13 protein-coding genes are annotated in these 12,608 nt (G+C 37.4%); 2 read left to right on the top strand and 11 right to left on the bottom strand.

The features are described from left to right. Positions 1–346: VIT domain-containing protein (locus RYK20_RS01900; protein WP_314894215.1), on the bottom strand; the 346-nt coding region annotated here is incomplete at its 3' end. Positions 347–446: 100 nt separating this feature from the next. Between RYK20_RS01900 and RYK20_RS01895 the strand changes: the two genes are divergently transcribed. Continuing rightward, a complete protein-coding gene (locus tag RYK20_RS01895; protein WP_314894214.1) occupies positions 447–2,141 on the top strand; it encodes a L,D-transpeptidase family protein in 1,695 nt (564 codons plus the stop codon). 15 nt (positions 2,142–2,156) lie between these two features. Next, positions 2,157–2,948, top strand: a complete 792-nt coding sequence (locus RYK20_RS01890) for a DUF2797 domain-containing protein (protein ID WP_314894213.1) — start codon at positions 2,157–2,159, stop codon at positions 2,946–2,948. A 733-nt stretch (positions 2,949–3,681) separates the two neighbouring features. On the opposite strand, the gene lysS is transcribed toward RYK20_RS01890, so the two are convergent. The 10 genes from lysS to rplM all read right to left on the bottom strand — a co-directional run bounded on the left by lysS (position 3,682) and on the right by rplM (position 12,494). Beyond that, positions 3,682–5,364 (bottom strand): lysine--tRNA ligase, encoded by a 1,683-nt coding sequence (lysS, locus tag RYK20_RS01885; RefSeq protein ID WP_314894212.1) that lies wholly within the window; start codon positions 5,362–5,364, stop codon positions 3,682–3,684. Positions 5,365–5,502: 138 nt separating this feature from the next. Continuing rightward, positions 5,503–6,528, bottom strand: a complete 1,026-nt coding sequence (gene ruvB, locus RYK20_RS01880; protein WP_314894211.1) for a Holliday junction branch migration DNA helicase RuvB — start codon at positions 6,526–6,528, stop codon at positions 5,503–5,505. A 64-nt stretch (positions 6,529–6,592) separates the two neighbouring features. Continuing rightward, on the bottom strand, positions 6,593–7,303 hold the full coding sequence (gene recO / locus RYK20_RS01875; protein ID WP_314894210.1) for a DNA repair protein RecO: 711 nt from the start codon (positions 7,301–7,303) through the stop codon (positions 6,593–6,595). Next, complete coding sequence (locus RYK20_RS01870; RefSeq protein ID WP_314894209.1) at positions 7,303–8,439, bottom strand: hypothetical protein; 1,137 nt, start codon at positions 8,437–8,439, stop codon at positions 7,303–7,305. The genes recO and RYK20_RS01870 overlap by 1 nt, the downstream gene beginning before the upstream one ends. Positions 8,440–8,483: 44 nt before the next feature. Further along, positions 8,484–9,071, bottom strand: coding sequence for a nicotinate (nicotinamide) nucleotide adenylyltransferase (gene nadD, locus RYK20_RS01865; protein WP_314894217.1), 588 nt, complete (start codon positions 9,069–9,071; stop codon positions 8,484–8,486). Between the two features lie 18 nt (positions 9,072–9,089). Further along, positions 9,090–9,668 carry a guanylate kinase gene (gene gmk, locus RYK20_RS01860; RefSeq protein ID WP_314894208.1) on the bottom strand — a complete coding sequence of 193 codons (579 nt, stop codon included), beginning with the start codon at positions 9,666–9,668 and terminating at the stop codon, positions 9,090–9,092. Positions 9,669–9,756: 88 nt separating this feature from the next. Continuing rightward, positions 9,757–10,722: a translation elongation factor Ts gene (tsf, locus tag RYK20_RS01855; protein WP_297979044.1), complete on the bottom strand. Its 966-nt coding sequence runs from the start codon at positions 10,720–10,722 to the stop codon at positions 9,757–9,759. Positions 10,723–10,789: 67 nt separating this feature from the next. Continuing rightward, a complete protein-coding gene (gene rpsB, locus RYK20_RS01850; protein ID WP_297979046.1) occupies positions 10,790–11,515 on the bottom strand; it encodes a 30S ribosomal protein S2 in 726 nt (241 codons plus the stop codon). 137 nt (positions 11,516–11,652) lie between these two features. Further along, on the bottom strand, positions 11,653–12,039 hold the full coding sequence (gene rpsI / locus RYK20_RS01845) for a 30S ribosomal protein S9 (protein ID WP_297979048.1): 387 nt from the start codon (positions 12,037–12,039) through the stop codon (positions 11,653–11,655). Further along, on the bottom strand, positions 12,039–12,494 hold the full coding sequence (gene rplM / locus RYK20_RS01840) for a 50S ribosomal protein L13 (RefSeq protein ID WP_297978436.1): 456 nt from the start codon (positions 12,492–12,494) through the stop codon (positions 12,039–12,041). The genes rpsI and rplM overlap by 1 nt, the downstream gene beginning before the upstream one ends. Positions 12,495–12,608 lie beyond the last annotated feature (114 nt).

Genomic DNA, 12,608 nt, shown 5'->3' with positions numbered 1-12,608 from the left:
GTACAATCTCTTCAAAAGCCTTGCGCCCCAGAGCCTTATCCACGACAACGCCCTCGCGGAGCTTGCCATCTATATCTAAAGCAAAACGAGAGACCTGTTGGCCATCGAAGAGTGGAAACTCAAACTCACCCTCCATCACGCGGCTATTGGGATTGTAGAAAGTCATCTCCATAGTAGTTACCGCCGTTTGTCCTACCACCAAGATGTCCACTGAAAGGTCTTGTAGCTGCATAGGCTTGGCATTATCCTCTTGGCTTACCTTTACCTGAGGTAGGATAATTTTCTGTGCTGTTGCTCCTATAGAAAATAATATTCCTATAAAGAGTAAAAAATTTTTTATCTGCATTATCAAAGATATTTATCTAGCAAATATAACCACAAATAATGTACCAAACTTTTATTTATTTTACAAAATTTTTATTTATCTTTGCCCTCAAAATTTTAATATGAGAATCGCTTGTTTCTTACTTGTCTTCGCCTTATTAATTCAGGGGTGTAAAGACAAAAATACCAACTCCGCTGTGGGCGTAGATGAGCTTTCTGATAGAGACATCAATATTTCTTATGAAGCTGTATCCTTACAAGATACAACACAGGTCGCCCTACAAAATGTAACCATCAAAGACGCTACTTACAAAGCCATCATAGAGAAAGAACTTGTGCTTTTCTATAAAAAATATAACTATCAGACCCGTTGGCTATATGCTAATGATGCCTCTCCCCTATTTCACAGGTACATACAAGCACTTGATTCCCTATCCAGCTATGGTTTCTTCCCTCAGAACTACAGGCAGAAAGAACTTTCGGAGGAAGTAACTTCTCTTTATAAGGGCAAAGATTCCCTTTTCCTACGAAAATTAGAATCCGCAGACAAGAATATTACCGCTTCCTTCCTATTGCTCTCTCATCACCTCACCCGCGGAAGAATTCCTAAGGTAGGAGACGAAACCCGCATCTGGAAACGCAATCGTCCGCTCCTTGACAACATTGAATTACTCCTGAAATTACAAGATAATGACAATTTATCACAAATTATAGAGGCTCTACAACCTCAACAGCCTTTCTATAAAAATATGGCAATAAGGTATAAAGAGCTCGAGAAAGATACGGCTATTTCTTTCACCCCTTTTGCTATTACTGACCTCAAAAAATTTGCCATTGGTTATAGGGATAGCACTATTGTAGCCCTACGAAATCAGCTAGAACAAAAAGGTTTTCGCTCTGAAGTACAAAAAGAACCACAGGAAGTGGATTCTCTATTGATAGTGGCTGTAAAACAATTTCAGCAAAGCATAGGGCTCTCTGCCGATGGAATCCCCGGGAAAACCACTCTGAACTATCTATTAATGACACCTAAGAAGGAAAGAGATTTACTCCTGCTAAATATGGAAAGACTCCGTTGGCAAAATAAAGACTTAGGGGAAGACTACATTTTAGTAAATATCCCTGAGTACGTTCTCCGCCTATTCCATAAGGATTCCCTTGTATTCTCTACCCGAGTGGTGGTAGGAAATCCGCAAACCCCAACCCCCATTTTCTCCGATAGCCTTCATTATGTAGAGTTCCGACCTACTTGGTCGGTACCACAAAGCATTATCCAAAAGGAGATGATTCCGAACATCATCAGTAGCGGAGACTCTCTCAAGTATGCCAAAAGAGGTTACAAGCTCTACGAAAACAACAAAGAGATAGATCCCTCACAAGTGAATTGGAAGGAAGAAGGCATTAAGAAGAGAGTATTCTATTTTGTAGAAGATCCCTCTGAGCGTAACTCACTTGGCTTGGTGAAGTTTATACTTTATAATAATATGAGCATCTATCTGCACGATACGCCTTCCAAAGCTCTTTTTGAGAGGACTCAGCGCACTTATAGCCACGGATGTGTGCGTGTGCAAAGCCCCGATAAATTTGCCCACTACCTCCTAAATCGCTCCAAGGGTGATTGGACTTATGAGAAAGTGCGCGAAGCAATGAACAAAGGTAGAAATCAATATAGAGTACGACCCAAACAACACTTTGTAATTGATATTTCTTATCTCACAGCTTGGGTAGATGAGAACGGAAGGCTCATTATTAAGAATGATCCCTACCTATTCGATGACGAACAGCTCAAAATACTCAAGAAATACGAAAATTTATGAGCAAATAGATAATAAATGAATACTTTTTCTATCCTATTACAAAAAATGCGTACTGAAGCGCATTCCCCTGTACAGTATTACCTCTCTTTAGGTGAAGAAGAACTCTTCGTTAATGAACTACTCAACCAAAATATCTCGCTAACATTCTCAGGTTACCAATGCCTTAACTGTGGAAAGCCCAAAGAAATTTACCGACAGGGGCTCTGTAAAAAATGCTTCTTTGAAGCGCCCCAAGTAGGCGAATGGATTATACGCCCAGAGCTCAGCAAAGCTCATTTAGGCATAGAAGACAGAGACTTAGCTTACGAACAACAAGTACAACTACAGCCTCACCTACTTTATTTGGCTAATTCCAGCGAGGTAAAGGTAGGTGTTACTCGTAAGACCCAGATGCCTACACGTTGGATAGACCAAGGAGCACACCAAGCCCTTATTATGATAGAAGTTCCTAACCGCTACTTAGCTGGAATTGCTGAAGTAGCCCTAAAAGCACATATTTCAGATAAAACTAATTGGAGAAAAATGCTCACCAACCAGCTCCAAGAAGTAGATTTGCAAACCGTAAAGAAAGGACTAGAAGCCTACCTTCCTCAGGAGGTGCTCCCATACCTTAGCGAGGTGCCTGTATATCATATAAGCTATCCTGTATTGCGATATCCTACCAAAGTAACTAGCATTACGATGCCTAAAACCCAACATTATGAAGGTAAGCTTATGGGTATCAAGGGACAATACCTTATTTTCGAGGATAATACAGTGTTTAACGTACGTGGTCACGAAGGATTTATAGTTGAGATGAGTTTTTAGGAGGCAAAACAATTTGTTTCTTATAGCCAAAACAAACCCAACCTATCATTTCAAACCTATTTTTATACATAAAAAATATACTACCTACTATTCTACATTTATTTTTATAGGTAAAAATTTGTAAAGCTACGATTTCCTGTATATTCTTATAGGTAAAAAATTATAAAGCTACGATTTCCTATATATTCTTATAGGTAAAAATTTGTAAAACTACGATTTCCAACGTATTCTTATAGGTAAAAAATTATAAAACTACGATTTCCAACATATTCTTATAGGTAAAAAATTGTAAAACTACGATTTCCAACATATTATTGGAGATAAAAAATATAAAAACTGCTATTGTAAGTTTGCAATAGCAGTTTTTATATTTATAAATTGTATTTTTATACTTACGAATATAGAAATAATAATAAATAGTTATAATTGTAAGGAGTAAAATATAACTAAAATTATTTGTAACATATAAAATAAACAATGAATAGGACTATTTTTTCATATAAGGTATAATAAATTGTTTGATACAATAGCTACAAAAAATTTTAACTATAAAAAAAAAAACTTATAATAGCTATTACAAAAATAAATAGCTCCTTATATCTATTTATATATTAAACTAATAAAAATAATAGGTATAAAAAATTAGTTATAAAGATAGGTAAGAAATTATAGAAAATAAAATAGAGCTATAGAATCTCTGGTAAAATTCTATAGCTCTATAATTTTGAATTATTTAAAGAACGCTTACAAAGAGGGTATCCCCTTCCTTGCTTACCGCAGCTACTTTCTTAGCAGTTAGCCCCTTGATGGCTTTGTCCCATTTCTTATTAGAAAGGTCAGCTTTAGCTTTAAGGTCTTCCAAAGGCAGCCTATTGTCTTTTTTAAGGAGTTCCATAAGGAGTTTTTCATCGTCAGAGAGTTCTATTTCCTTGCGTTCGGGTCTCATCTGAGGGAAGAAGAGTACTTCCTGTATGGTTTCGTTATTGGTTAGGAACATAATGAGCCTATCCATCCCAATTCCCAACCCTGAAGTAGGAGGCATACCATATTCTAAGGCACGTAAGAAGTCTTGGTCTATGAACATTGCTTCATCGTCGCCACGTTCGGAGAGTGCCATTTGTGCCTCAAAGCGTTCGCGCTGGTCTATAGGATCGTTAAGCTCAGAATAAGCATTAGCTATCTCCTTTCCACATACCATTAGCTCAAAGCGCTCGGTGAGGTTCTTATCATCGCGATGTTCTTTGGTAAGCGGCGACATTTCTTTGGGGTAGTCAGTGATAAAAGTAGGCTGGATAAAGTTACCTTCGCACTTCTCACCAAATATTTCATCAATCAGTTTTCCTTTGCCCATCGTATCATCAACTTCTATACCAATGGATTGAGCAAAAGCCCTGAGTTCGGCTTCACTTTTTCCTGTGATATCAAATCCTGTGAACCTTTTAATAGCTTCGGTCATAGTTACACGAGGATAAGGGGCTTTGAAATCTACTTCGTGCTTACCAAAAGTGGTTTGGGTGGTACCATTCACTGCCTTGGCGCAGTACTCCAAGAGATTTTCGGTGAATTCCATCATCCAGTTATAGTCCTTATACGCCACGTAGATCTCCATTCCAGTAAATTCTGGGTTGTGCGTTCTGTCCATCCCCTCGTTGCGGAAGTTTTTGGCAAATTCATACACGCCATCAAAGCCTCCCACAATGAGACGCTTAAGATAGAGTTCGTTGGCTATACGCATATAGAGCGGAATGTCCAAAGCATTGTGATGAGTAATAAACGGACGTGCCGAAGCCCCCCCAGGGATTGCTTGAAGTATAGGCGTTTCTACCTCTATGTACCCGTGATTATTGAAGTACTCTCGCATAGCATTGAATAGGCGATTACGCTTAAGGAAGACCTCTTTCACGTGAGGATTGACCACCAAATCCACGTAGCGCATACGATAACGTTGTTCTACATCGTTAAATTCATCGTGTACCTTTCCTTGCGCATCTATTTTTGGGAGCGGGAGCGGGCGTAGGGTCTTGCACAACACCTTGAATTGCTTCACCTCAATAGACTTTTCCCCCATATTAGTTGTGAAAAGGGTACCTTCCACTCCGATGAAGTCGCCTAAGTCAAGTAGTTTCTTAAATACTTCATTGTAGAGGGTCTTGTCCTCCCCTGGGCAGAGGTCATCGCGCTTGAAGTAGAGCTGTACACGCCCCGAACTATCCTGCAAAGTAGCGAAAGAAGCCTTTCCCTGAATACGGAAAGACATCAAGCGCCCTGCTACGGTTACTTCCTTACCTTCTTCATACTGAGTTTCTATGTCTTTAGCGAGGAAATTCACAGGAAATAGCTCCGCAGGATATGGATTAATACCTAATTCCTTGAGTTTTGCGAGCTTCTCTCGACGAATGATTTCTTGTTCTGTCATTTTTTAGATATTTTAAGAATGCAAAAGTACAAAATAATGAGTAATAAGCAATGATGAAAGGGTGATTATTAATGAGATTTTTTTATGCTTCCCCCTTCATCGGAATATAGGCAACTGTCGGAAACTGTTGGCTATACCCTAAAAAAGTGTTGGCTGTCCGTCCTTGAATCGGACTTTACCTAAATGTTTGTAAGCAAGGTCAGTAACCTCTCTTCCTCGGGGCGTACGAATGATAAAGCCTTGTTGTATCAAGAAGGGTTCATATACTTCTTCCAGAGTCTCGGCATTCTCAGAGACGGCAGTAGCCAAAGTAGTAATTCCCACTGGTCCGCCCTTGAATTTGTCAATGATAGTAAGGAGAATCTTGTTGTCCATTTCGTCCAAACCGTGGGCATCTACATTGAGGGCTTTGAGGGCAAAGCGAGTAATCTCTATATCTATCTCGCCGTTGCCTTTTATCTGAGCAAAATCACGTACGCGTCTTAGTAGGGCATTAGCAATACGTGGGGTGCCTCGGCTACGTCCTGCCAGCTCTATAGCTGCCTCTTCGGAGATAGGTACGCCTAATATTAGGGCACTGCGCTGGAGGATATTGGCGAGTAACTCAGTAGTATAGTACTGTAATCTGCTCTGAATCCCAAAGCGCGCCCGCATAGGTGCCGTCAGTAATCCCGAACGGGTAGTGGCACCAATAAGGGTGAAAGGATTAAGGCTAATTTGTACCGTACGAGCATTGGGGCCGGACTCAATCATAATATCTATCTTATAATCTTCCATAGCGGAGTAAAGATATTCTTCCACTATGGGGCTAAGACGATGGATTTCGTCAATAAAGAGTACATCACGAGGCTCTAAGTTAGTCAAAAGTCCCGCCAAATCACCCGGTTTGTCCAAAACAGGACCCGAGGTGATTTTGATACCTACCCCTAGCTCATTGGCAAGAATATTGGCTAGGGTCGTTTTTCCCAGTCCGGGAGGTCCGTGAAAGAGGGTGTGGTCAAGGGCTTCTCCACGGAGGTTAGCCGCCTTGACGAATATTTTAAGATTCTCCAAAATAGCCTCTTGCCCCGTGAAGTCATCAAAGGAAAGCGGGCGCAGGGCTCGCTCTATATCTAGCTCTTGGGGAGAAAGGTGATTCTTGTCTGGATTTAGGTTTGCGTTCATAAAATCATTGGGTCACAAATTAACCACGCCACAAAAGTACAATAAATTTCTTTAGTCACAAAGTCTATAACACGCTTTTGAGTACTTCCCAAGACTTAGGAATCCTGAAATTAGGTAAGTGCCACAGATAATAGCTCAGGAGCTGTTCTAAAAGTCCATTGCGCTCCTCTCGGTTCATCTTCAAGAGGGATACTTCCTCTAGAGAGTGAGAGAGGAAAAATTTCAGCAAGAGACTTTGTTCTTCACTCATAAGTGAATGACCATTATGTATAGCTACAAATACTCCAGCCTCCAAATCAAAATAAGGGAGTTCCATCGCCGAAGTATTAGGCAATACTCCTAAGTAAAGAGTTAGATCTACCAGAAATTTTATGTGAAAATTCGCAAAATGCTCCGCCCTATCATACCATTGTAGGCTTTCTTCCCAGAAGGAAAAGAGGGCTGGATTGGGGTGTTCCTCCTGTAGGACACTACTGCCTATCTCTGAAAGAAAAAACAAGACAGAACTGCGTATGACACTCTGTTGTAGCTTCTTATAAGGGAAACATACCTTTGCTTCTTTAATGTATTCCAAAGAGCCATCATTGCGCTCAGTAGTTATTATTTCCAATTGAGTAAGTGGCTGGAAATGAGCGGGAGTAATACTTCTTTTCTTCTGCTTAAGGATTCCTTTGAGCAAATAAGAATGTACTCCTTCCTGTGTGTAACAGCGTACAATTAGGCTTGTTTCTCCAAACTTTATACTCGAAAGAACTATAGCTTTGGTCTGTATCATTATAAAGAAGAATGTTCTGAAGGCTTAATAGTAAGCGAATCGGGACTACCCAATAAATTTCCTATCTTGTCCTCCAATTTTTCATCATTAATAAAATTAATATAACGAATCACAGAGGAAAAAGCATTGCGAATATCCAAAATTCCTTGTTGTACTTCCTCTTTGGTTAGAGAAGAGTTTTCCTTAACATTACTTGATAGGCTCCTAACATAGGTTTCGAAGAGCTTTAAGCGAGCTTTCACTTCATCTCTATTAAGTTTTTCTGGGAAATTATCCTTTACCCAAAGTTGCCGAATTTCATCTTCTAACTGAAAAAGCCAGAAATAAATACTATTATAAGAGCTTTTAACTTTCTTTTGTCCTAGTAATTTTTCAGCTGATTTCTCTATTTCTGATTGGTATTTTACAGGCAAGAGAAGCTCTGTATTATAGAATGAAATATAATCCTCTGCCACTTCTTGTTCATCATAATAAATAACAAATGTATATTCTCCATACAAAGGTGTCTGTACCTGCATATTGACCTTAATCCAGTTTTCCTTTAACGTTGCAAGCTGGGTGTAGGGTTCTAAAGTATTGTAGGAAAGTGTGTCCAAACGGAGAAATTGTTCTCTAATAGGCTTATTGTCTTTCTGGCGAATAATCTCCATTTTCACTTTTTTTATACCTGAAGAAGGAGTTACCTTTATTGAAAATGTATAAGGAATATCCTTTAATAAAATCTCTTCCCAAGCAAAAAAAGCCTGTTCATCTGCTTTTTTCTTTACAAATTTATAAATAGTATCCGTTGGACTTTCTGAAGCTCGCCAGTCTCTTTGTATTGTCCCATTTGAAAGTTTGTTCTGTGAGGTATTGGGATAAAGACGTTTGTACACATAAAGAGAATCAGGATTAGAATATTGCAGAATAGGAACAGATTGCCTATCTGGAGAAATGCTTAACAATATCTGGTAAATGGTTTTGAATTCGTACCAATTACTTACACTACTTAGCGATTGCTCTGTCAGTTCTGGATAAGTATATTTCTTGATATAGACACTCTTGGACTCCTGTTCTTGGACTCCATCCTTCTTTTCTGCTCGATCACAAGCAATACTGAGAAGTATTACTAGTGGTAATAAAATATTTTTATTCATTATTCACTCAATATGATTCAAAAGAATTATTTTTATAGAGAATTTCACCTATAAAATCCCCATTTATCTATATAATTCCATACTTCAGGTATTAGAAGAGGACGAACATTCTTTCCTTTAGCAATATCTAAACGTATATCAGTGGCTGATATTTCTATAATTGGTGTTTTTACGAATAATATATGTGGATTCTTTATAAAAAATTCCAGAATTTCACCTTCACTCAATCGTGGATACACATATATCATATATTTTTCTAGGATAACTTCATAATTTTTCCATTTATGGAATGATTTCAAGTTATCTTCTCCCATAATCAAAGAAAAAGTATAATGAGGATACTTCTCTTCTAGATGTATTAAAGTATCTATTGTATAATTAGGCTGGTTCAAATAGAATTCTATATCGCAAGGACGAAGTTTTTCATAATCTTTGAGTGCAAGATGTACCATCTCAAGCCTATAAGAATTATCTAATAAGTTTTTTTTGTCTTTGAAAGGATTTTGAGGAGTTACTACAAGCCATATTTCATCCAAATCACTATGTTCTACTAAGTAATTCGCCAGAATCAGATGCCCTATATGTATGGGGTTAAAAGAACCAAAGTAGAGCCCTATTTTTCTATGATTCATCATAACAGAGACATATTTTTACAGTTCACTATCTTTTAAAAAATTACGAATCATTTGTGATGCCTCTTTTACACTTTCAGACAAATCTTCATTAATAATGAGCCTATCAAAATAAACAGACTGTTCTAATTCATATTTTGCTTTGTCAATTCGTATTTGTATCTTCTCAATAGTTTCTGTATTTCGTTTTTCGAGCCTTTTTTTAAGCTCTTCTAGGCTTGGAGGCTGTATAAAAATAGATAAAGCTTGCTTTCCAAAGATCTTTTTGAGATTAATTCCTCCAAAAACATCCAAATCAAAGACAATATTCTTTCCAAGAGAAGATAATCTATCTATTTCAGATTGATAAGTTCCATAAAAATTACCTGCATATACCTCTTGCCACTCTATAAAAGCTTGTTTATCTATTTTCTCTTTAAATTCATCTACCGAGATAAAATAATACTCTACTCCATTCTGTTCTTTTCCCCTAGGAATACGGGATGTAGTGGAAATAGAAAATGCTAGATTCAAGTCTTCTTCCTTGAGAAGTTCTTTAATAATGCTAGACTTACCACTACCTGAAGGAGCTGAAAAAATGATGATTCTAGATGACATATCCTTTATCTTTTTATAAAATAAAAGGGTTTTCTTAATCCTTAAGAAAACTCCTTTTATATCTAATAATTAAAATATGGAAAGATTATTAAACGAGAGAGACTCTCTTAAATCCTGTTATTTCTACATTGAAATCCTTTACATAAGCTGCTACTTTCTTACTTTCATCTTTGATGTAGTACTGGTCAAGTAATGCTTTTTCAAGGTCTAGAGTAGTATTATCATCTATAAAGCGTTGTACCTTACCTGGAAGTATTCTATCCCATATTTGTTCTGGTTTTCCTTCTGCTTTAAGTTCTGCTTTTGCATCTTCCTCAGCTTGCTTAAGTACTTCTGGAGTGAGCTGTAGAGCAGAAATATATTTAGGTACGTGTTTTTCTGTCTTTCCAAGACGTCTTAACTCTTCATTTTCTTTCACAATAGCAGCAATACGAGCCTCTGTTTCACTTGCTACATAAGCAGGATCAAAATCTTTGCTTGATAGTACAATAGCACCCATAGAAGCTACCTGCATACATATGTTGCGAGTTACCTCGTGAGCCTTATCTATAGCTGCAGAAAGAGAAACCAAAGCAGCTATTTTGTTACCTGCGTGAATGTAGAAATCCACATAGTTTCCTTCCAATACTTCAAACTGTCCTATTTCAATTTTCTCACCAATAACTCCTGTTTGTTCTGTAAGCTTATCAGCCACAGTAATTCCATGGAAAGGAGCTGCAAGAAGTTCTTCCTTAGTATTATAGTTAAGAGCTAGCTCAGCCAATTCATTAGCCAAGGCTACAAAAGAGTCATTCTTAGCTACAAAATCAGTTTCACAATTAAGAGAGATAATAGCTCCTTTAGTGTGATTAGCATTTACCTTTGCAATAGCTGCACCTTCTGCTGATTCCCTATCAGCACGTTTTTCAGCTACTTTTTGTCCTTTTTTACGAAGGATTTCTATTGCTTTATCAAAATCTCCATCAGCTTCCACTAAAGCATTTTTACAGTCCATCATACCAGCTCCAGTGGCTTGTCTGAGTTTATTTACCTCAGCAGCAGTAATTTTTGACATATTTTTATATATTTTTAAAAAAAGTGATTATTTAGTTTTATTAAACAATCACTTTGTATATTAATAATTAATTTTCAGCAGGTTTTTCTTCTGTTTTTTCTGCTTTTTTATCTTGTAAGCCTTCTTTTATAGCCTCTACAGCATAAGAAAGGATTCTATCAATAGATCGAGAAGCATCATCATTGGCAGGGATTACATAATCCACCTCACGTGGATCAGAATTAGTATCTACCATAGCGAAGATAGGAATGTTTAATTTTTGAGCTTCTTTCACAGCGATATGTTCTCTTAGAGTATCTACTATAAAGAGAGCCGCTGGTAAGCGGGTCATATCAGCAATAGAACCTAAATTCTTTTCTAATTTTTCTCTAAGACGTGTAATATGAAGTTTTTCTTTCTTTGAAAGAGTATCATAAGTACCATCTTTTTTCATTTTGTCAATAGATGACATTTTTTTAACAGCTTTACGGATTGTTACAAAGTTTGTAAGCATTCCACCAGGCCATCTTTCTGTGATATAAGGCATTCCCACAGAGGTTGCTTTTTCAGCTACAATGTCCTTAGCTTGTTTTTTAGTAGCTACGAATAATACTTTACGTCCAGAAGCTACGATTTTCTTAAGTGCCTCATTAGCTTCTTCTATCTTTGCAGCTGTTTTGTAGAGGTTAATTACGTGGATACCATTTCGTTCCATATAAATATATGGTGCCATATTAGGGTTCCACTTTCTGGTAAGGTGCCCAAAATGCACTCCAGCTTCTAATAGGTCTTTTACTTCTATTGAATTTGCCATTTTTTTAATAGTTTACGTTCCGTATGATTTAGCAATAAATGGTGGTTAAAATCTTTAGCCCATTGTATTTGGATGCTAAACTAACTTCCCTGACAAGGAAATACGGCAATGAATAAATAACTTTGAATAAATAAATATTAACGTTTTGAGAATTGGAATCTCTTACGAGCTTTCTTCTGACCGAATTTCTTACGTTCTACCATACGAGGGTCACGAGTTAGAAGTCCTTCTGGCTTAAGCACAGCTCTATTTTCAGCATTTACTTCACATAAAGCACGAGATACTGCCAAACGAATTGCCTCTGCTTGCCCTGTAATTCCTCCTCCATACACATTGATATTGATATCATAAGCATCCTCAACACCAAGCAAAGCGAAAGGTTGCTTTACCTTATACTGAAGAGTAGGAGTAGTAAAGTAAGTTTCCAAATCTCTTTTGTTAATGGTAATTTTTCCGCTTCCCTCTTTCATATAGATACGAGCTACTGCGGTCTTTCTTCTTCCAATTTTGTGAATTACTTCCATTATTTAAGGTCATTTAGGTTAATAGAAACAGGCTTTTGTGCATCGTGATTATGCTCAGTACCTGCATATACTTTAAGATTACGGAATAACTCTGCTCCTAGTTTGTTCTTAGGAAGCATTCCTTTAACAGCTTTCTCAATGATTCTTTCAGGGAACTTAGCTAGTACCTGTTTGAAAGATTGAAAACGTTGTCCTCCAGGGTATCCTGTATAACGAAGATACTCTTTTGTTTCTGTTTTTAGTCCGCTAAGTTCTATTTTCTCAGCGTTGATAATAATTACATTATCACCACAATCAGCGTGCGGTGTGTATGTTGGCTTGTACTTTCCTCTAAGAAGCTTAGCTACCTTTGAAGCAAGACGCCCTAATTTCTGCCCCTCAGCATCTACCACAACCCATTGTTTGTCAGCATTTTTCTTGTTTACTGAGAGTGTTTTGTAACTTAATGTGTCCACACTTAAATTATTTAATTAAACATTCCTAATTTGTTAGTCCCTTATTTGGGATTCCTAACAGCGTGCAAAGGTACAATATTTTATCAAATCTGCAAATTTATTTTTTTATTTTTT

Source organism: uncultured Capnocytophaga sp., assembly GCF_963525585.1.
GTDB lineage: Bacteria > Bacteroidota > Bacteroidia > Flavobacteriales > Flavobacteriaceae > Capnocytophaga.
Note: the sequence above shows the minus strand (reverse complement) of the source record. Positions and strands in the feature narration are given on the sequence as shown.